We start from the raw sequence: 20,222 nt of genomic DNA, 5'->3' as shown, positions 1-20,222 counted from the left end.
GTCAGCGTTCTCCCGAATCGATGGTGCCCGTCAGCTCGCCGAAGCCGACGCGTGGACGGTCGCCTCCACCTGCCCATCCTCGCAGGATGATCCGGTCGCCGTCCTCCAGGAAGCATCGCGTGGAACCGTCGGGCAGCTCGATCGGCGCGACCCCGTTGGCCGTCATCTCGATCAGACTCCCGTGAGAGCCGGGCGACGGTCCCGACACCGTGCCCGAGGCGAACAGGTCGCCGGTGGACGTGCTCGCCCCGTTGACGGTCATGTGGGCGACGTGCTGCGCGGGCGACCAGTACATGTCGGCGAACCCCACTTCGCTCAGGCGCACCGGGGGTTCACCGGCCGCGCGCATGGCCGCCGTCTCGATCCACACCTCGAGGTGCAGATCGAACCCCCACGGTTCGTTCGTGCGCAGATAGTCGCTGACCGGTGGGTCCTGCACGGGTGATGCCACTCGGTAGGGCTCGAGCGCCTCGAAGCTGACCAGCCACGGCCCGACCGAGGTGGCGAAGCTCTTGCCGAGGAACGGGCCCAATGGCTGGTACTCGAACGACTGGACGTCGCGGGCCGACCAGTCGTTCACGAGACACATCCCGTAGAGATGGTCGGCGGCATCCTCGATGGCCACCGGTGTGCCCAGGGCGCTCCCGACGCCGACGACGGTGCCGACCTCGAGTTCGATGTCGAGCGCCGCGCTCGGCCCGAAGACCGGCGAATCGTCGACCAGCCGCAGACCATGCGGACGGGCGATCACGGAGTCCGTCGGCACGAGTGTGCCGGTCCGACCGTGGTAGCCGACAGGCAGGTGGCGCCAGTTGGGCAACAACGGCTCGTCGTCGGGTCGAAAGAGCCGACCCAGGTTCGTGGCGTGATGCAGCGACGAGTAGAAGTCGACGAAGTCCACGGGTCGGATCGGCAAGCTCATCTCGAGATCGCTGCGCAGCCGCACCCAGCCCGCATCGACGGGCTCCCTCGCGAGCTCGGCCAACCGGCGCCGGGTGGCGTGCCACACCCCAGGACCCGACCGGAGGAACCGGTGCAGATCGTCGTCGGCGAAGCATCCGTCGGGAAGACCGAGACCTTCCAGGAGGCCGGCCCGCTGCACTGTGCCGAGATCGATCGCATGGTCACCCACGGCAACCCACGCCCGGTCGCGTTCGCCCGCCGGTGCACCGATGCCGAGCGGAAGGTTGTCTCGCGAGAAATCGGAGCCGTCGGGCACCTCGATGACGAACGGCTCAGTCAAGATTGCCCCGGCGATCCTGTTCCCGTTCGATCGACTCGAACAGTGCCTTGAAGTTGCCTTCGCCGAAGCCGACGGCACCCCCGCGCTGGATGATCTCGAAGAACAGCGTCGGCCGGTCGGTCACCGGTTCGGTGAACAACTGGAGCAGGTGCCCGTCGGGCTCGTCGTCGACCAGGATTCCGAGCCGGCGCAGCTCTTCCCACGGCAGCTCGAGGTGAGCGAGCCGGGTGCGCACGTCGTCGAAGTAGTCGTCGTTGGCCTCGAGGAAGCGCACGCCCCGCTCGCGCAGCGCGGCGATCGAACCGGCGATGTCGGCGGTGGCCATGGCCACGTGTTGCACGCCAGGGCCGCGATACGTGTCGAGATACTCCTGGATCTGGCTTCGTTTGAGGCCGTCGGCCGGCTCGTTGAGCGGCATCACCACGCTGCGTCCGGGTGTGGGGTCGCCGTTGGTGACCACTGTCGAACGCAGGGCCGAGTACTTCGTTGCGATCTGTGACTCGTCGAACGTGCGGAACTGGGTGAACCCCATCACGTCCTCGTAGAACGACACCCATTCGTCGAGTCGCCCCTTCTCGACATTGCCGACCACATGATCGATTCGTGCCAGCCCGACCGGCGAGCCCGGCGACGCCCCGGGCAGACCATCAGCGGTGAAGCCTGGGCAGTAGTGACCCGAGTAGTCGCGGCGGTCGACGAACGTGTGCTTCGTCTCGCCATAGGTCGCCACTGCGGACAGCCGCAGGACACCACGGTCGTCTTCGAGCTCGTAGGGCTCGCGCACACTGCGGGCGCCGCGCGCCACCGCAGCGGTATAGGTCGCTTCGGTGTCGTCGACCACGAAGGCCAGATCGTGGGCGCCGTCGCCGTGCTCGCGGACATGCGTCCAGATCTCGGACTCGGGATCGAGGCCGGCGGTCACCACCAGCCGGATCCGGCCCTGCTCGAGGAGATACGAGGCTCGGTCGTCGAGGCCGGTCTCGGGCCCGGCGTAGCCGGTGATCTCGAAGCCGTAGGCCGCGCTGAGAAAACCCGCGGTGGCCCGGGCGTTGCCCACCCACATCTCGATCGAGTCCCAGCCCTTGAGCCGAGCCGCCGGAGCCGTGGTCGGATGCGCGGTCGCGGTCATGAGGGTCCTCCGAGATGAGACGAGTGGGACAGGTGCGCCTGGATCGAATGGTCGGTGCAGTCGTCGAAGAAGCCGCCGACCACCGTCTGCACCTCGTCGAGCGACTCGGCCCCGAACAACACCGGCTGGTAGTGGTCGATGTCGTAGGACAGCGTGCCCATCGCCTCGACATCGAGGGGCCGGATGGTGGCTTGCGTCGCGAACTGGGAGAGCTCGCCGATCGAGCTCAGCAGCCCGGCGCCGTAGGCACGCCACTCACCGCGATCGCGCACGACCCCGAACTCGGCCGAGAACCAGAACACGTCGGCCACGAACTGACGGGCGACGGCACTCTCGAGCCGGGAGTACGCGGCGCCCGCCCGACGGTGCAGGCCGGCGATCTGAGGACAGGTGAGCACGTGGGCGTGGCCGAACACCTCGTGGATCACATCGGGCTCCGGCGTGTAGAGCGGACTTCCCTCCCAGCGCACGTACTGGGTCGAGAGGAACACGCCCTTCGCCAGGTGGCCGAAGAACACGTCGGTGTCGACGAGGCCGGCCACCGCCTCGAACCGATAGCCGCTGACCGGCTCGAGGCGCTCGGTCACCTCGGTCAACTGCGGCACCCGGCGAGGGTCGAGGCCGAGCGTGTCGATCCCGGCCAACACCGGTGCGGCCGCGTGCTCGGCCCAGCCCGCCCGAAGGGCTGTCGACACCGTCGCCCAGACGTCGTCCTCCACCGAGGTGTAGGCGATGTCCTCGGGTCGCTCACCAGGTCCGGCCGCCCGCGCCGCGATCTCCTCACGGCGCCGGACGTACTCGGGAGAGACGTTCATGTTTCGATTCTGGGCCATTCACCGCGGGCGTCGGAGAAGTTCCTCTGATTCCAGACCTTCTGCTCTCTCACTCGCTCGACATGAGATGATCATTCAATGGACGAGCTGGATGACATCGACCGCCAGATGATCGACGAACTGCGTCGCGACGGTCGCGTCTCGGTGCCCGTCCTGGCCGAACGCCTCGGCATCGCCAGAGCGACCGCCTACACCCGCTTCGATCGCCTGGTCGACGACGGCGTGATCCGCGGCTTCGCCGCCACGGTCGACCCGGCTCGGCTCGGGCTGCGGATGACCGCACTCGTGATGGTCGACGTCGCCCAGGACAAGTGGCGCGAAGCCCAGACCGACCTGGCCGCCATCGATGCCGTCGATTGGGTGGGCCTCGCCACGGGTCAATTCGACATCGTGCTACGGGTCCGCTGTGCTGACCTCGACGAGCTACGCGATGTCGTGCTCGTGCAACTCCACGCCGTCCCCGCAGTCCGTTCCGCCCAAACCGTGGTCTTGCTCGATGAGATCGATCCGGGAGAGCGACGCCGATGACCACCACATGGCAGATCGGCGACATCACCGTCACCGCGATCGTCGAGATGGACCTGCCCATTCCGTTCGTCGGCCTCCTCCCCACCGCGACGCCAGATGTCGTGAGCGAAGAGACCTGGCTGATCCCCCGCTGGGCAGTCGACGACGAGCACATGCACGTGCGCTTCCAAGCGCTGGTGATCGAGTCCGACGGCCGCCGGGTCGTGGTCGACACCTGTCTCGGCAACGACAAGTCCCGTCCCGGCTTCGACATCTTCGATCATCGCCAGTCGAGCTTCCTCGCCGACCTCGCAGCCGCAGGACTCGACCCGGGAACGATCGATGTCGTCACCTGTACGCATCTCCACATGGACCATGTCGGGTGGAACACGCGGTGGGTCGACGGTGCCTGGGTGCCGACGTTTCCCGCAGCCCGCTACCTGTTCTCCCGGGTCGAATACGACCACTGGCTGGCGGAGTGCGCGGGCGACCACATGCACGCGATGCCCTTCCAGGACTCGGTTCGCCCGGTCATCGAGGCCGGGCTCGTCGACCTCGTCGATCCCCCGTGTGCGCTCGCATCCGGCGTCCGACTCATTCCGACCATCGGACACACGCCCGGTCACTGCAGCGTCGAGATCACTTCACAGGGTGAGCGAGCCATCATCACCGGCGATCTCGCCCACAACCCGATCCAGCTGGCGCGCCCGGAGATCGCTTCGTCGGCCGACACCGACCAGGCCGGGTCCACGGCGACGCGTCGCGCATTCGTCGCGGAGACGGTGGGCACCGACACACTCGTGATCGGGACGCACTTCGGCGCACCCAGCGCCGGCCTCCTGCGCGAGGTCGACGGTGGAGTGCGGTTGGTCGTGGACGACTGACCGCGTCGGCCGGTCAGACGGGCCGGGCGTCGAACTTCAGCTCGGTCGCAGCGATCTCGGGATGAGCGAGCGCCACCGACAACGACGACACCATGGCGGTCCCGACATCGTCGACGTCCATCATCCCGCCCGGAATCGCGTGCCGACCCCATTCGTCGAGGGCCTCACCGAGCAACTCCATGTCGCCCATGTTGTTGGCGAAGTCGGTGGGACCGGTGTTGCCCATCACTATGCGGACGAACCGACGATCCGGGTGTTCGAGCCGCCACACCCGAATGCACTGGTCGAGCGCCGCCTTCGAGGCGGAGTAGGCCGCGAAGAACGGGTTGGCGTCTTCGACGGTGCGGGAGGAGACGAAGGCGCAGATGCCGTTGCGATCCATGTGGGCCAGGGCGGCGCCGGCCGCCAGGTTCGCGCCGCCGACATTGACCTTGTACACGTCGGCCCACAGGTCGACATCGCAGTCGGCGATCTTCTGCAGGGGCCCGTAGCCGGCGACGAAGACCATGAGATCGATGCCGCCCATCGCCTCGGCCGCCGTGGCGGCGACCCGTTCGGCATCGGCCCGCACGGCAGCGTCGCCCACTGCGACGTGGCCGGCACCCATCTCGTCGACCAGCCGCCGCAGCGCGTCCTCACGCCGCGCCGAGACCGTGACCTCGCCGCCGGCCGCGATCACGGCCTTCGCGGTCGACGCGCCGATGCCGGAGGACGCACCCACGACGAGCACCCGCCGTCCGGCCATGATCGACGTCTCCGGGCTCTGCTCGATGTTCATGGTTGGGCAGTCTTGCCCAAACCCGGTTCATGGCGGGCAATCTCGCCCGAACCGAGCCTCACCGGAGTTCCTCGGCCATCGAGAGGTCGTCGATCGGCAGGTCGGGATCGGCCACGGCCGTCACTTCCATGCCGGTCAGATCGAGCCGGCCACCGATGGTGGAGAGGAACGCGGTGTCCGCCGCATCAGCACCCGTGGCGATGCGAACCAGCGATTGTCGCGGGGCCAGACCGGTCGAGTCGACCACGACCCAGCGGCCGGCGACGAGTGCTTCGGTCACGGCGTGGAAGTCCATCGGACTCAGACCAGGGGCGTAGACCGACACCACGCGGGCGGCCACGTCGTTGGCCCGAAGCAGCGCCGCGGTGAGGTGGGCGAAGTCGCGACACACACCCTCACCGGCCATCAATGTCGCGACCGCGCCATCGGTCGGGCGCGATGCGCCCGGTACGTAGCGGGTGCGGGCCGCCACCCACGACGGCACCGCCGCGATCAGCCCCTCGGTGCTGAGGCCGGCGAACTCCGATCGGGCGAACGGCCCGATGCGATCGGACTCGCAGTAGCGGCTGGGGCGCAGATAGCGCAGCCATTGCGAGTCGTCGACGGACGCGGCGGGAGCAGCGCCTGTGACCCTGGCCTGATAGTCGACCACCAGCCGACCCGGGGGCGCGTCACGCAGCAGGTGTACCCGGCCGTCGTGTGCGGTGACCACCACCTCGACCGGCAGGGGCCGCCCGTCGACCGAGGCGTCGAACTGCTCGTCGCACGAATAACCGTCGGCCACAGCAATGGCGAGCGCCTGCGTCGAACGCGACTCGATCGTCGCCTCGATGTGGGCGCTCACGATCCGGCCCTCGGGGCGAAGGCTCGTGACCTCGCCGACCGGGAGGCTCACCGGTAGCCGTCGAAATCGAAGTCGGGCAGCGACTGGAACGCCCGGCGCAGCGCGTCACCCCAACGGTCGGAGATCGACCGGAAGTACTCGTCGCCGCCGTCGATGCGCAGGATCGGTCGGGGTTCGAGCGAGTCGGTTTCGTAGACCGACACGTCGAGGGGTGCGCCGACCGAGAGGTTTGCCTTGATGGTGGAATCGAACGAAACGAGCAGGAGCTTCACCGCGTCCTCGAACGACATCTTCGGGTCGTAGGCCCGCAGCAGGATCGGGCGACCGTACTTGGTCTCGCCGATCTGCATGAACGGGGTGTCGTCGCTGGCCTCGATGAAGTTGCCTTCCGGGTAGACGAGGAACAGGCGCGGCGGCATTCCCGCGATCTGCCCGCCGACGATCAGGGTGGCGTTGAACTTCGCCTCGGCCTGCTGGCCGCCCTCGAGGTGACGGGCAATGGTGTCGCGCACGAGCCCACCGACGAGCTCGGCCACCTGGAACATCGTCGGCACCTCGAGGATCGACGGTTGCCTGTCCTCGGGCACCTTGGTGCGTTCCTCGAGAAGGCTGATCACCGATTGTGTGGTGCCCAGGTTCCCCGCGCTCAAGATGGTGATCACCCGGTCGCCGGGCACCGACCACTGGTGCATCTTGCGAAACACCGAGATGTTGTCGACACCGGAGTTCGTTCGGGTGTCGGACATGAAGACGAGGCCACGATCGAGCTGCACGCCCACGCAATACGTCACTGTTGGGCCACCGAACCCTGCTGTCCTGTTTCCTGCTGTCCTGAACCGTCGTGCACCTGGAGCTCCACTTCGAGCGATTGGTCACCCGCGCCGGATGTGATCCCGGAGATCGGGGCGGCGTCGCGGTACTCGAGCCCGGTCGCGACCCGAACGTATCGGTCGTCGGGCGAGATTCCGTTGGACACGTCGAATCCGAGCCATCCCAGGCCATTGACCCACACCTCGGCCCAGGCGTGGGTGGCATCCTGATCGATGACGTCGTCGATCAGGAGATACCCGCTGACGTAGCGGGCTCCGTAGCCCAGGTGTCGGGCGGCGGCGATGAAGATGTGTGCGTGGTCCTGGCAGACACCGGCGCCGGCCTCGATCGCGCTTTCGGCCGTCGACTCCATGTCGGAGCCGCCAGTCTCGTAGGAAACCGACTCGCGGATCGCGGCGGAGAGATCGTGGAACCGAGCGATGTCGTCGTCGCCACGGCGTACGAGATCGCAGAACTGGCGCACGCCGTGACCGACGGTCGTACGTGGGGTCGACCGTTCGTAGAACCAGAGCGGGGTGTGCCCCACGTGCTTCGCGCCCACCGCGCTCGTGTCGACGGTCTCGACCACGCCGGTCGCCGTCACCGTGGTCTCGGTGGCACCCGGTGACAGCGCCACCAGCTCGACCTGGTTGCCGAAGTGGTCCTCGAACGACAGCTGGTGCTCGGCGCCGACGAGCGACACGTCCCAGCTGACGACGCTCTGGGTTCCTTCGTCGCTCGGCCGGAGGCGCAGCTCTTGGAGGCCGTAGCGCACGGGCTCCGAGTAGCGGTAGGTGGTGGAGTGCGAGATCGTCAGCCGCATGCGTTACGCCGAGAACCGATAGTCGTGTTCGATGGAGGCGCCCAGCTGGTTCGTGGTCTGGATGCACTCCCGGAGGAACTCGTGGAGGCCATGGTCGAATATCGAGTCGATGTCGTGGCGGGACAGCCGTTCGAGATGATCACGGGACACGGCATGACACGGGTGCTGCTCGCCGTAGTCGACCCCGAGGTAGCCCAGGTTCTCGTCGATCTTGCGATAGCAGAACACGAGCGACCTGGGCAGCTGCTGGTCGAGAATGAGGAAGTCGGCGATGCCCTTGGCGCTGGGCTCACCGGCGCTGCGCCAGCGATAGGCGCGCTGTGCCGAGACCGACCGCAGGATCGTCTCCCACTGCACATTGTCGAGCGAGGTGCCCACGAACGAGGCGGATGGCAACAACACGTAGTACTTCACGTCGAGGATGCGGGCGGTGTTGTCGGCGCGCTCCATGAACGTGCCGATGCGAGCAAAGTTGTAGATGTCGTTGCGCAGCATGGTGCCGTGGAGGGCACCGCGCACGATCGCGCTCTCCTGGCGGATCACGCCGAGCACGTCGGGAAGTTCGCGGTCGAGCACCGGCCGGGCGAGGGCGTTTCGTACCGTGAGCCAGGTGTCGTTGGTGGCTTCCCACACCTCTCGAGTGAGCGCGGTGCGCACCGACCGGGCGTTGGCCCGGGCCGACTCGACGACCGACCGCACGCTCGAGGGATTGCTGCGGTCGCGCAGGAGGAAGTCGATCACCTTCGACTGTTCGAAACGGTCGTGTTGCTCGAGGTACATGGCCCGCTGGCCTGCGGTCGTGACGACCGATTCCCATTCCTTGTCCACGTCGTCGGAGCGGGTGAGCGCGATGCGCATGCCCGCCTCGATGAGGCGGGCGGTGTTCTCGCTGCGTTCGAGGTTGCGGAACATCCAGTAGAGGCCGCCGGCGGTGCGTCCGAGCATCAGTCCTCCATCACCCAGGTGTCCTTCGTGCCGCCACCCTGACTCGAGTTGACCACGAGCGAATTGCGCTTCATCGCGACGCGGGTGAGACCACCGGGCGTGATGCGGATGTTGCTGGGCGACACGAGGGCGAACGGACGCAGGTCGACGTGGCGCGGCGCGAGCCCGGCCCGGGTGAGGATCGGCACCGTCGAGAGCGCGAGTGTGGGCTGGGCGATGTAGTTGGCGGGCTTGGCCTTGAGCTTGCGCCGAAACGCGGCCACCTCGCGCTTGCTCGCCGCCGGTCCGACCAGCATGCCGTAGCCGCCCGATCCGTGGACCTCCTTGACCACGAGTTCGGTGAGGTGCTCGAGTACATAGGAGAGCGAGTCGGGCTCGGAGCACCGCCAGGTGGGCACGTTGCGCAGCAGCGGCTTCTCGCCGGTGTAGAAGTCGATGATGTCGGGCATGTACGAGTAGATCGCCTTGTCGTCGGCGATTCCCGTGCCCGGAGCGTTGGCGATGGTGAGGCCACCCGATCGATACACGTCCATCGCTCCTGGCACACCGAGTCGGGAATCGGGGCGAAACGTCAGTGGATCGAGATAGTCGTCGTCGACGCGCCGATACAGCACGTCGATCGGCTCGGGTCCTTCGGTCGTGCGCATCGCGATTCGTCCGTCGACCACGGAGAGGTCGTGCCCTTCGACGAGCTCGACACCCATCTGGTCGGCGAGGAAGGCGTGTTCGAAATAGGCCGAGTTGTGGATGCCCGGGGTGAGAACCGCCACGACCGGTCGACCAGTGGTCACATTCGGTGCACACGCCCCCAGCGAGGTCCGGAGATCGCGCGGGTAGTCGCTCACGGGACGCACCCGGCTCTTGGTGAACAACTCCGGGAACATCTGGAGCATCGTCTCGCGATTCTCCAGCATGTACGACACGCCCGACGGCGTGCGGGCGTTGTCCTCGAGCACATAGAAGTCGTCGTCGTCGGTGCGCACGAGGTCGATGCCGACGATGTGGGTGTAGACGCCGCCGGGCGGTGTCATTCCGATCATCTCCGGGAGGAACGCATCGTTTCGAGCGATCACTTCGACCGGAATGCGGCCGGCTCGCAGGATCTCCTGACGGTGATAGATGTCGTGGAGAAAGGCGTTGATCGCCCGCACCCGCTGCTCGATACCCCGTTCGAGCCGGGCCCATTCGCGGGCCGCGATGATGCGGGGAACGATGTCGAACGGGATCAGCCGCTCATCGCCGTCCTCCTCGCCGTAGACGTTGAACGTGATGCCGGTTCGGCGAAAGAGCGCCTCTGCGTCGGTGCGCTTCTTCAGCAGCCGGCGAGGGTCCTCGTCGGCGAACCAGTCCTGGTACTGGCGATAGGGCGCTCGCAGCACAGACCCGTCGCCGTGCATCTCGTCGAAATAGCCGGGGCGGACATCCATCGCCCACGAACATACCCACTCTGCGGCATCTCAACCGGACTCGAAACACAGCGGCAACGAACGGGGCCCACAACTGGGTTGCCGTCGCGCAGTGCCGCGGACGTCGATCTTGCTCTTCGCGCTGACCTGTTGGCCGGCGGGTGCAGCGACGATCCGGCGGCGTCGACCTGATCGACGACTAACCCATCTCAGCGAACGACCTGACCATCGGGCTCGGGGTCACGTGATACCTCGCACGTACCTCGTCGAGCGGCTGGTCGAGCATGGTCTCCCACCGCTCGGCCTGGATGTTGTCGACGGTTCGGCCGAGTTGCCATCCGTCGGTGATCGCATCCATGAGCGGGGTGATCGACGACGGCCGCAGATACGTCATCTGGGTCGTGACCGTGGAGATCCACATCGCGAAATAGGGGAACCGGATCTGGGCGAGGCAGAACGCCTGGAGGGCGATCTCACCCAGGCCCGACGAGTCGTAGCCGGTCACCACGTGTTGGAAGTCGTGGGTCTGAAAGCCGCGCAACACGGCGAACTTCATCGACTCGGGCATCCCGTCGAGTTGGCCCGAGTCCTCGAGCAACTCGTGGAAATCCCGATAGTCGGTCGCGATCGCGGCGGTGAGCCCGTTGTCGACGATCCACTCGTGATACGCCCATCCGAGCGACCCAGCCGGCCGCGAGGCGAGATGGTCGAGGTCGATCGGGTCGGCGTACTGCTGCCCACTGACGAGATCGGCGAAGTGCTCGTCGTCGGCGAACCCGGCCACGTACTCGTCCTTCACGTCATCGGGCGCGGTGCTGCCACCACTGATTGAAGAGCAGGTGCACGGGATTGTCACCGATCGAATTGATCGTGGTCAGGAAGAGCGGCGCGAATTCCTCGGAGATCATGGCAAACGATACCGAAGCCGACGTCGGCCGACCGGCCGACGGCTGAACGGACATCCGCTGGTAGAACAGAAGGGTGCTGATCGTCGTCTCGCCCGCCAAGTCGCTCGACTACGAGTCGAAGCTGCCCACGAAGAAACACTCCGAGCCCCGGATGCTCGACCGGGCCCGCGAGCTGGTCGACGTGATGGCGAAGAAGTCGCCGTCGGATCTCTCGAAGATGATGAGCATCTCCGACGAACTCGGCGAGCTCAACCACGAGCGCTTCCTCGACTGGGAAACCCCGTTCACCCGCGAGAACGCCCGTCCCGCGGTGCTCGCCTTCAACGGCGACGTCTACATGGGCATGGAGGCACGCACCTTCAGCGAGCGCGACTTCACCCATGCGCAGAAGACGCTGCGCATCCTGTCGGGGCTCTACGGCGTGCTCCGGCCCCTCGACCTCATGCAGCCGTACCGGCTCGAAATGGGGTCGACGGTGTCGACCAGCCGGGGCAAGGACCTCTACTCCTTCTGGGGCGACACCATCACCGAGCAGCTCAACGCCGATCTGGCCGAGAGCCCCGGCTCCGACGCGCTGATCAACCTCGCGTCCAACGAGTACTTCGGTGCGGTCGACGAGAAGAAGCTCGAGAGTCGCCTGGTCAGCCCGGTCTTCCTCGACGCGAAGGCCGGCGGCGAACCCAAGATCATCAGCTTCTTCGCCAAGCGGGCCCGGGGCGCGATGAGCGGCTGGATCATCCGCAACCGCATCAAGTCGCCCCGGGCGCTGCTCGATTTCGCCGAAGACGGCTACCGCTACGACAAGGAACGCTCGCAGGCCGACCGCCCGGTGTTCGTGCGCACCTCCTGACGCACGCGTCGCGCCGACCACGCAACGTGGGAAACGGCGGCGCGGGGGTCCTCTTTCCTCTCGACCTGCACTCCGATACTCTCGCCGATGGCGAGAGGGAGTTTCTCGGAACATTCCCGATCATCGATGCATCGCATCGTGCGTCCGCCGACAGTCGGCAGACGACTCTTGAGGGAGAGACCCATGAAACTCCGGCTGACAACCCTGGTCGTCGTCGCATCGATCATTTCGGCGCTGATGATGCCCGTGGCCGCTGCGGAAACCCCACCGGGCGAGGCCGACGCGCAGAGCGATGACATCATCAGCAACGCCGAGCCATCAGCTCCTGTCGACGCGAGCGGCCAGGTCGCCACGCTCGAACAACTCGACATCGATGGCCTCGTCGCCGCCGAGAAGCCTCCGTCCACCGACGACGATCTGTCACTCAGCGTGGTCGGCGGGGCGCCCGCCAACGTGGCCGACTACCCCCACGTCGGCGCCGTCGTGAGCGTCAACATCTTCGACTACATCCAGAACGGGCCCGCAGAGACCCTGATCAACTACTGCACCACGAGCTTCCTCGGTGAGTTCTGGGCGATCAGCGCGGCACACTGCTGGGAGTTCGTCGACGCAAACGAGGACGACCTCAACGACAACCTGTACTGGACGATCTTCGGACAGAGCAACGTGGTCGACCCACTGTCGACACTGTTGTTCGAGACCCTTCCCGCCAACATCGACAGCGGCGACTTCACCGACTGGGGACCGTTCGGCTTCCCGTTCTCGCTCACCCAACACCCCGACTACAGCATCCTCGACTATGACCAGGACGGTCAGTTCGAGGACAACTACGCGGACCTGATGTTGATCGAACTCGACTCCATCTCCCGAAGCGCAGAGCCGATCGCCTACAACGGCGACCTCTTCCATCCGAGCAAGTACGCGGCGGCCCAGGTCGCCGGTTTCGGCATCACCTCTGCGTCCCAGACGGACTTCCAGGACCGCCTCCAAGCGGGCTCGACGACCATCCTGTCGGAGAGCTTCACCACGTTCCCGGACGTCGCCGAGCTGGAGGACTTCGTCGACCGATGCGGCCAGACGCGCTACATCCGTGGCGCCCATCTCTGCGCCGGCGATCTCGACGACGGTCTGCCCTCGGCCTGCTTCGGCGACTCCGGCGGACCGCTCCAGGCCGTCCGCTTCGCCGAGCCGTTGCTCGTCGGTGTCACGTCGACGCTCGGCGACGACCCCTCCGAACCCGAGACGCCCACCTGTGGCAACGCCACCTTCCCGGCCCGCTTCACCAACGTCGCCGGCTTCTCGCCGTGGATCAACTCGATGACCGGGGTCGCGCCGGCCGATCTCACCGACTGTCCGTACAACGGTTACGGGTCCCTCTACCTCTCGTTCGAGGTGCCCTGCTGGACGGACCAGACGTCGCACCCCTTCCGCGACGTGACCGCGCTCTGGATGCAGAAGGGCGTGGGATTCCTCTCCGCCAACGCGATCACGACCGGCAAGTCCCCCACGGCCTTCGCCCCGAACGATCCTGCGACCCGCGGTGAAGCGGCGGCGTTCCTGGCTCGCTTCGCCCAGGTGACGGACATCTCCGTCCCGCCCCACCCGTTCAACGACGTCAGTGCGAGCTGGCAGCAGCGGGCGGTGTCGTGGCTCGCCTTCTACGACATCACCACCGGCAAGACGCCATCCACTTTCGTCCCCAATGACCGGGTCACCCGAGCCGAGTTCGTCACGTTCCTGTGGCGCCTCGCCGGTTCACCGACGGTCTCCGACCCGAACCACGGCTTCATCGATGTCGTCGCGGGACCGAGCTGGTGGCAGCTCCCGGTCGCCTGGGCCAAGGAACTCGGGATCACCACCGGCAAGCCCGCCGGGTCGGCCACGTTCTCGCCGAACGGTGACGTGACCCGAGCCGAGATCGCGGCCTTCCTCGAGCGCTTCGCTCGCACCCTGTAGACGCCCGCCGAGGCGCCGTTTCGAGTCCGTGGGAACGGGTCGCCGTCACTGACGGCGACTCGTTCAGCGCACCTCGAGCACCCGTAGGATCCCACCCGAGTCGACCACGGCGATCAGATCGTCGCCGACCCCGAGACCCCCGTTGACCGCGCCGTTCAACTCGACGATCGCCAACGGCTCGTCCGTCCTCAGGTCGCGGATCACCAGACGTCCGAGATCGTCGCCGGTCGCCACTCCGCCGTCGAGGGCCGCGACACCACCGTCGACGGCGGCATCGAGATCGAATTCGTCCACGACCGTGCCGTCATCACCGTCGACCCGCACGAGCGAACCGTCGACGGAGGGCACGAAGACGTCGCCGTCGACGGTGGCCAGCGGGGCCCGGACCTCGCGATCGAGCGTGGTGCGCCACACCTCCTCGCCGCCGGTCGTCACCCTGACCACCTCTCCATCGGCGGTGGCGAACACCAGGTCGTCACCCAGCACGAGCAGGGGCGACGAGGCCGACCCACCAAGTCCGGTGCGGACCCGGATCGCGCCATTGTCCGGGTCGAGGATCAGCAGCTCGCCCCCGTCGGTCACCGCGGCGATTCCCGCCGGGGTCGAGATCACGGAACGGACGGCGTCCCCGGTTTGCACCGACCACAGTTCCCGCCCCGAGGCGAGGCCGCGAACGACGCCGCCCTCGGTGCCGACGACGGCCAACGCGGGGCCCGCATCGGTCGAGACGACGGCCAGGGACCGCACTGCGGTCGGGATCGAGCATCCGCCCAGTTCGGTGCCGGATGCGTCGAACGCAGTGAGACGGCCGGAGTCGTCGGTGATCCACACCAGATCGGGGGATCCCGTCTGGACCACCGGTGCAGTGAACACACGACCGCTGAGCATGCGCGACCAGACCTGTTCACCGCTGCGTGCGTCGAAGGCCCGCACGACGGAGGGGGTGTCGCCGCTGCCAACGTCGACACCGACCACGATGCCGCCGACGATGGCGGGCGCCACGGCAGAGGGCCCACCCAGATCGACCTGCCACCGCTCCGTCACGTCCGGCCCGGCCGAGGGAAGCGCGACCACGGCGTCGGCATCGATCGTCGCCGCGAAGGCGGCGTCGCATTCGGCGGCCGGCAGGACCTCTTCACGGCCCCCGAGGATCACGAGCGCGGCCACGCCCGCCAGGGTGATGGCCCCGATGCTCGCCCCTGCGACCAGCGCCGGAATCTCGGGTCCGCCCTCCGTCGCCGCCGCCACGCGGTCGGCCGCGACATCGCTCGAGGTGCGCGGCCCCGCCGCACCCGTGGGCGAAGCAACCGGAGGCGGCAGTTCGGAGCGCTTCTCCACCGTGGGCCGATCACGTTCCTCGGTCGGCCGGTCGACAGCCTCCTCGGTCGGCCGATCACGTTCCTCGGTCGGCCGGTCGACAGCCTCCTCGGTCGGCCGGTCGGCGATGATCTCCTCTCCGGCGAGCGTCGTCGGCCGATCGAGGAGGTCGGAGGCCTCGGTCGATTCGGCTGGGTCGAGAGTCGGAACATCGCCACGGACGTCAGGGGCACCGATCGGTGAGAGTGTCGCCGTGTCGTACTCCCACTCGTTGGGGCCCAGAACCTGGGACTGACCACCGGAACGGTCGGCGATCGAGAAGCCGGTCAACATCGACGCCGCACCCTCGGTCAGCCGGTCGGTCGACGCGGCGACGATCACCCAGCCTCCGGCCGTGAGGGCGGTCGTCAACGACCCGACGTCGTGCTCGGCGTCGGCGACCACCACCACGGTCGGCCCGTCGCGCTCGGGGTCGAAGTGCTCGACGACGTGGGCTGCTGCGGCGACCTCGGCCTCGGATGCCGAGCCCGCGATCTCGACGCGTTCTTCGATGACCATGCCCTCGTCAGTTGCGACCCGCAGCAGGAGGCGACGATCCGTGTCGAGGAGGACGAACCGCTCGCGGTCCTCGACGAGGTCTGCGGCCCCGGCCAGCGAGGCGAGCCCGTCGTCGAGTATCTCGGTGACCTCGACACCGTCGACTCGTTCACCGACCAGGGCGACGAGCGGCGGTCGGGCCCACGGGCCGGCGACGAGGACGATGCGGTCGATGCTCGGGTGCGTCGAGCCGGCGTCGCGCGCCGTCTGCGCGATCCAGCGGCGGAGCGGACCCAGATCGCCACGGCGCAGCGCCGCGATCTCGTCGAATGCCTCGCGGTCCGCGACCGCGAGAGGCCCGTCCCCGGTGAGGACCGCGCCGTGAAGCGTGCGTCGGCCCACCACCACGAGAAGGGATGTGTCGCCTGCCATCAGTTCGCTCCTTCGGAAAGTTCGATCAGCCCGCCGAGAGCGCCGAGCGCAGCATCGAGGATCCGGGCCCGCTCACCGCCCGAGGTCGCACGCGAGCGCGCCCACTCCCAACGTCGGCGACGCTCGGCGGCGACCCTGCGAACGGTCGCCGGGTCCGCGTCGGGCGCCAGCCCGAGCCGGGTCTGGGGCGCCCGGCGACCCAGCAGATGCACCAGCTCGTCGCGCTCGTCGACGGTGACCGAGCGCTGCACCACCACGGATCGGGCGGCGATCAATCGGTCGAGCTCGGGGGCGTCGCGGCGTATCGCGTCGAGCTCGTCGTCGAAGCGTTCGGCTTCGGGGGCCAGCAGGGCCAGCGCCCGGCTGGCCGCCAGCGAGACCCCCCGCTCGCCGCCGAGGACGTCATCGGTCAACGCCCGCAGTTCGGCGGCGTCGTCGGACGACAGGACCTCGAGCGTGCCCGGCAGGCGCAACGGCATCTGTTCGAAGGAGGCAGCGGCCTGGACTCCGACCACGCCGACCGGACCGACGACCGACTCCAGGAGGAGGCCGAGCAGCGTGTCGAGGTTGGCGGCCGCGACCGCCGTCGACATGGGCAGTCCGAGCACGACCAGATCCGCCTCGCGGATGAACGCCGCGGCGCCACCCGCCTCGGCCCGCACGACCGACCAGGGCACGTCGACGAGTTCGACCCCGCCGAAATGGTCACCCGGCAGCTCGAGCTCGAGGGTGTCGACCGACCATGGCGACACCGCCAGCTCCAGGCGCAGTCGCCCGCTGTCGTCATGGTCCACGTGGCCGAGCACCTCGTCGCCGGCGAGGGTGCGGGCCAGCAGCCGCAGCTCGTCCCCCTGGCGGATCCTCGTGACCCGATGGCCGAGCAGCGATCCTCGGCCCGGCTCAACCCGTCGTCCGAGCATCCGCAGGGTGAGCCCGTCGGGCGTCGTTCGCTCTCCACCGACCACCACCAGGCGTCGGGGCCGGTCGAGTGCGTCGGCCACGAGAGTGCGGACCGGCCGGTCGCCGCGACGCACGGAATCGTCCAGTCCGTCGGCGAGGATCCGAATTCTCTCGATGATCGAGTGCGTCATGGGCTCGTCGTCGTCGACGGCATCATCGACGACGAGCTCGGTCAGCGCGTCCACGAACGCCGACGGCGACTCGTAGCGATCCTCGGGGTCGTGCATCACGGCTCGCCGGATCACGTCGTCGAAGCCGATCGGCACAGTCCCCCCGCTGCGCTCGTGAGCGTCGACGAGGTCGAGATCGATGTCCCGTGCGTTCTCCACGGTTCGCTCCGGCCAGGGCACCTCGCCCACCGCCAGCTCGAACGTCATCACTCCCACGGCGAACAGATCGGCCCGCCAGTCGAGCCGAGCCGTGAGCGACATCTGCTCGGGGGCCATGTAGTGGGGGGTCCCGCCCAACTGCGACAACATGCTCGTGCCCTCGGCCAACACCTTCGCGAGTCCGAAGTCGGCCAGGGTGAGCCGCTCATCGGCGGGCAGACCCCAGCGAGCGACGCGGTCGGGGTCGGGGGTTCGAACCCGGCGCACCAACACGTTCTCCGGTTTGAGGTCGCGATGGACCACCCCTCGGGCCCGGACGGCATCGAGACACTCGGCGAGTTCGCCGGCCAGCCCCACGACCGCCGGCAACTCGAACGGTCCCCCGGACTCGACCATCCGTCGCTCGATCTGCGATCCGAGGCTGCCGCACTCGGCCAGCCGCATCACGAAGTAGGGCTGTCCCGAGGGCAGTACGTCGACGTGATGCACCGGGATGACCCTGGGGTGCTCGGCTCGCCAGAGGATGCGGGCCTCCTGGAGGAACCGCTCGCGCACATCGGGCTGACGAGACAGGTGTCGGTGCAGGACCTTCACCGCCACCTCGGTGTCGAGATCGGCGTGATAGCAGCGGTACACCTCTGCGAAGCTCCCCATTCCGAGAAACTCCCTGGTCTCGTAGGCACCGAACGTGGCGATGTCGAACGTGTCGGTCACGCCAGCCATCCCACCGGTGTGGTCAGCCCGAGGGTCGCCACGCCGACGAACACCACGATGATCGCGACGATCGTGGCGAACAGGACGAAGACGATGCCGGCCGAGAGCCCACTCGAACCGGCGCCGGGGCTCGGTGCGGGATCAGGCCGCGTCGGCTCGGGAGGCCGGGGCGCTTCTCCGCCGACCGGGTCGAGGTCGGGTCGGTCGTCGCGAGGCACGGGCACCGGTGTCGCCGGTGCCGGTGCCGGGGCCGGGGCCGGGGCCGAGTCCGGCACGACGGGTGTCTCGCCGGTTGCGGGCCCGATGCGCTCGGTGATGAAGGCAGGCGGCGCAGGGGTGGTGAGCATGCCGTGTACCCGGACCATCTCCGTGGGCTTCGCCAGCCGAGCCACGTCGGCCGCACACGCGTCTCGAAGGCGGGCGGCCAGAGACGGCACCGGATCGGCCAACGCGTCGAGGTCGGCCCACACCGGGGTGTCGCCGGGCGCCATGTAGTCCGCCTCGGCGAGGAGGAGGTTGTTGGCGCCGTCGTTGTGCTCGAACCACAGCCCCGGCTCCTGCGCGAGCGCTTCGAGGCTGACCGCGACGACGAGCGCGGAGAAGGCATCGACCGAACGCCCCCAGTAGCCGCCGGTGATCCGCTGCGGATGCTGATAGTTGCGATGACCGACCTCGTTGGGCACGAGATCGGTCGTCGCCGGCGTCCAGATCCCGTCGAGGTCGACGAGGCGGATGGCGCCGTCGGCCTCGACCAGGATGTTGCCGTGCTGAAGGTCGCCGTGGGCGACGTCGGAGGCCTCGAGCGCGTGGAGGAGCTCGATCCATGATTCGGCGAGGTCGGCGAGCCGGTTGCGGTCCTCGATGTGCGCCTCGACATAGCGGTCGAGGTTGAGACCGTCGACCCACTCCATCCGGATCATCGGAAACCGCTGCGCGCCGACCGCGATGGCATCGGGCAGCCACCGCGCGTCCGCGAACGCAGGGATCGCTGTGCGCTCGACGTAGGCCCGCAGCGCGTCGTAGCGACGGCGACCATCGCGAGGCTGACGCGTGAAGCAGCGCACCGCCACGGACCCCTCGTCGAGCAACAGCCGGAACACCGCCGCGTTCCGACCGGTCGCGGGAAGGGGAATGCCCAACGGCGAGGTGCGGAGTTTGCCCTGGCGCAGCTCGTCGTCGAGCAGGAACTCGGTCGGGGAACGCGCCGCCTGGGCGTACTCGCCTGCGTCGGGCCAGCGCACCTCGTCGGTCATCGCCGGACCGCCGAACTGATCGAGACGCCACAGCGCAGCAGCGTCACATCATCGTTTCGCAGGGCATCGCCGGCCCGGAGTTCGGCGATGAGACGGCCGAATCCCTCTTCGTCGATGGTGCCGAGACGCTCCCACACGCCCGGGTCGGTGCTCCCGGCGAGGAGCGCCCATTCGGCCAGCGCGTCGGTCGCGAGGAGCACTCGATCACCCTCGATGAGGCTGCCCCGCGCCCGTTCGACCCCCCGGACAGCGCCCGGGCCCGTGGTGGTTCCCGAGTGCACGAGTGCCGGGTGACTCCCGAACTCGGCGGCATCGGTGACCGGAAAGGACTGCAGCAACGCGCCCTCGCGCACATGGAACAGGCAGGCGTCGCCCACGGCGAGGGCCCGCCAGCACAACTCGCCGTCGTCGACGCCGAGTTCGACACCGAGCAACGTGGCGAAGCTGCCGCGGTTCGCGGCGGCCACGACATAGAACGGCGCGTCGTCCTCTCGTCCGTCGAGATCGGCATCCCAGATCGCGGCCCGGCGAGCCAACCACTCGACCCATTCGTCGTCGTCGTCGATCGCGAAGGGGTCGCTCAGCCACCCGGCGGTGAGGATGTGGCTCCAGGCCCGGGCCCGAAACGCAGTGGTGGCGCCGTCGGCCACGGCGAAGCGGCCGGAGCGAAAGCTGTGGGCGGCACTGTCCTCCCACTCGTGGGATCGATAGCCGTCTTTCGCCTGCCCGAACGACGCGAGGTCCAGCCGCACGCTCGTCATGTC

The 20,222-nt window shown here is 68.1% G+C and carries 18 protein-coding genes; 4 read left to right on the top strand and 14 right to left on the bottom strand.

Annotation, left to right across the window (positions count from 1 at the left end; all coding sequences use genetic code 11):
- Nucleotide 1: 1 nt before the first annotated feature.
- From fahA to RIB98_11635, 3 genes are read right to left on the bottom strand one after another with little or no spacing between them, the layout of a single operon-like run.
- Nucleotides 2-1,243, bottom strand: a complete 1,242-nt coding sequence (fahA, locus tag RIB98_11645; protein ID MEQ8841627.1) for a fumarylacetoacetase — start codon at nucleotides 1,241-1,243, stop codon at nucleotides 2-4.
- On the bottom strand, nucleotides 1,236-2,372 hold the full coding sequence (gene hppD / locus RIB98_11640; GenBank protein MEQ8841626.1) for a 4-hydroxyphenylpyruvate dioxygenase: 1,137 nt from the start codon (nucleotides 2,370-2,372) through the stop codon (nucleotides 1,236-1,238). Before hppD ends, fahA begins: the two co-directional genes overlap by 8 nt.
- Entirely contained in the window at nucleotides 2,369-3,187 is an 819-nt protein-coding gene (locus RIB98_11635; GenBank protein ID MEQ8841625.1) for a hypothetical protein, read from the bottom strand. The genes hppD and RIB98_11635 overlap by 4 nt, the downstream gene beginning before the upstream one ends.
- A 96-nt stretch (nucleotides 3,188-3,283) precedes the next feature.
- Between RIB98_11635 and RIB98_11630 the strand changes: the two genes are divergently transcribed.
- Together RIB98_11630 and RIB98_11625 are read left to right on the top strand one after the other, a co-directional pair.
- The gene (locus RIB98_11630) at nucleotides 3,284-3,733 is read left to right on the top strand and encodes an Lrp/AsnC family transcriptional regulator (GenBank protein MEQ8841624.1); all 450 of its coding nucleotides are present in this window, start codon (nucleotides 3,284-3,286) and stop codon (nucleotides 3,731-3,733) included.
- A complete protein-coding gene (locus tag RIB98_11625) occupies nucleotides 3,730-4,596 on the top strand; it encodes an MBL fold metallo-hydrolase (GenBank protein ID MEQ8841623.1) in 867 nt (288 codons plus the stop codon). The genes RIB98_11630 and RIB98_11625 overlap by 4 nt, the downstream gene beginning before the upstream one ends.
- A 13-nt stretch (nucleotides 4,597-4,609) precedes the next feature.
- Here RIB98_11625 and RIB98_11620 read toward each other — a convergent pair whose 3' ends face one another.
- The 7 genes from RIB98_11620 to RIB98_11590 all read right to left on the bottom strand — a co-directional run bounded on the left by RIB98_11620 (nucleotide 4,610) and on the right by RIB98_11590 (nucleotide 11,001).
- On the bottom strand, nucleotides 4,610-5,374 hold the full coding sequence (locus tag RIB98_11620; GenBank protein MEQ8841622.1) for an SDR family oxidoreductase: 765 nt from the start codon (nucleotides 5,372-5,374) through the stop codon (nucleotides 4,610-4,612).
- Nucleotides 5,375-5,432: 58 nt separating this feature from the next.
- Entirely contained in the window at nucleotides 5,433-6,269 is an 837-nt protein-coding gene (locus RIB98_11615; GenBank protein MEQ8841621.1) for a transglutaminase family protein, read from the bottom strand.
- Nucleotides 6,266-6,991, bottom strand: a complete 726-nt coding sequence (locus RIB98_11610; GenBank protein MEQ8841620.1) for a proteasome-type protease — start codon at nucleotides 6,989-6,991, stop codon at nucleotides 6,266-6,268. Before RIB98_11610 ends, RIB98_11615 begins: the two co-directional genes overlap by 4 nt.
- A gap of 14 nt (nucleotides 6,992-7,005) precedes the next feature.
- Nucleotides 7,006-7,851, bottom strand: coding sequence for a transglutaminase family protein (locus tag RIB98_11605; protein MEQ8841619.1), 846 nt, complete (start codon nucleotides 7,849-7,851; stop codon nucleotides 7,006-7,008).
- Nucleotides 7,852-7,854: 3 nt separating this feature from the next.
- Nucleotides 7,855-8,796 carry an alpha-E domain-containing protein gene (locus RIB98_11600; GenBank protein ID MEQ8841618.1) on the bottom strand — a complete coding sequence of 314 codons (942 nt, stop codon included), beginning with the start codon at nucleotides 8,794-8,796 and terminating at the stop codon, nucleotides 7,855-7,857.
- Nucleotides 8,796-10,223, bottom strand: a complete 1,428-nt coding sequence (locus tag RIB98_11595; protein MEQ8841617.1) for a circularly permuted type 2 ATP-grasp protein — start codon at nucleotides 10,221-10,223, stop codon at nucleotides 8,796-8,798. Before RIB98_11595 ends, RIB98_11600 begins: the two co-directional genes overlap by 1 nt.
- 178 nt (nucleotides 10,224-10,401) lie before the next feature.
- Nucleotides 10,402-11,001 (bottom strand): Coq4 family protein, encoded by a 600-nt coding sequence (locus RIB98_11590; protein MEQ8841616.1) that lies wholly within the window; start codon nucleotides 10,999-11,001, stop codon nucleotides 10,402-10,404.
- 182 nt (nucleotides 11,002-11,183) lie between these two features.
- Between RIB98_11590 and yaaA the strand changes: the two genes are divergently transcribed.
- Together yaaA and RIB98_11580 are read left to right on the top strand one after the other, a co-directional pair.
- Complete coding sequence (gene yaaA, locus RIB98_11585) at nucleotides 11,184-11,960, top strand: peroxide stress protein YaaA (protein ID MEQ8841615.1); 777 nt, start codon at nucleotides 11,184-11,186, stop codon at nucleotides 11,958-11,960.
- A gap of 183 nt (nucleotides 11,961-12,143) precedes the next feature.
- Entirely contained in the window at nucleotides 12,144-13,916 is a 1,773-nt protein-coding gene (locus tag RIB98_11580) for an S-layer homology domain-containing protein (GenBank protein MEQ8841614.1), read from the top strand.
- Between the two features lie 63 nt (nucleotides 13,917-13,979).
- Here the strand turns inward: RIB98_11580 and RIB98_11575 are convergent, their stop codons facing one another.
- From RIB98_11575 to RIB98_11560, 4 genes are read right to left on the bottom strand one after another with little or no spacing between them, the layout of a single operon-like run.
- Nucleotides 13,980-16,202: a PQQ-binding-like beta-propeller repeat protein gene (locus RIB98_11575; GenBank protein ID MEQ8841613.1), complete on the bottom strand. Its 2,223-nt coding sequence runs from the start codon at nucleotides 16,200-16,202 to the stop codon at nucleotides 13,980-13,982.
- The gene (locus RIB98_11570) at nucleotides 16,202-18,205 is read right to left on the bottom strand and encodes a serine/threonine-protein kinase (GenBank protein MEQ8841612.1); all 2,004 of its coding nucleotides are present in this window, start codon (nucleotides 18,203-18,205) and stop codon (nucleotides 16,202-16,204) included. The genes RIB98_11575 and RIB98_11570 overlap by 1 nt, the downstream gene beginning before the upstream one ends.
- Nucleotides 18,202-19,458: a hypothetical protein gene (locus tag RIB98_11565; GenBank protein ID MEQ8841611.1), complete on the bottom strand. Its 1,257-nt coding sequence runs from the start codon at nucleotides 19,456-19,458 to the stop codon at nucleotides 18,202-18,204. Before RIB98_11565 ends, RIB98_11570 begins: the two co-directional genes overlap by 4 nt.
- On the bottom strand, nucleotides 19,455-20,219 hold the full coding sequence (locus RIB98_11560; GenBank protein MEQ8841610.1) for a hypothetical protein: 765 nt from the start codon (nucleotides 20,217-20,219) through the stop codon (nucleotides 19,455-19,457). Before RIB98_11560 ends, RIB98_11565 begins: the two co-directional genes overlap by 4 nt.
- Nucleotides 20,220-20,222: the final 3 nt, after the last annotated feature.

This window comes from Acidimicrobiales bacterium (assembly GCA_040219515.1).
GTDB lineage: Bacteria > Actinomycetota > Acidimicrobiia > Acidimicrobiales > Aldehydirespiratoraceae > JAJRXC01.
This window is presented reverse-complemented; position numbering and strand designations above follow the sequence as displayed.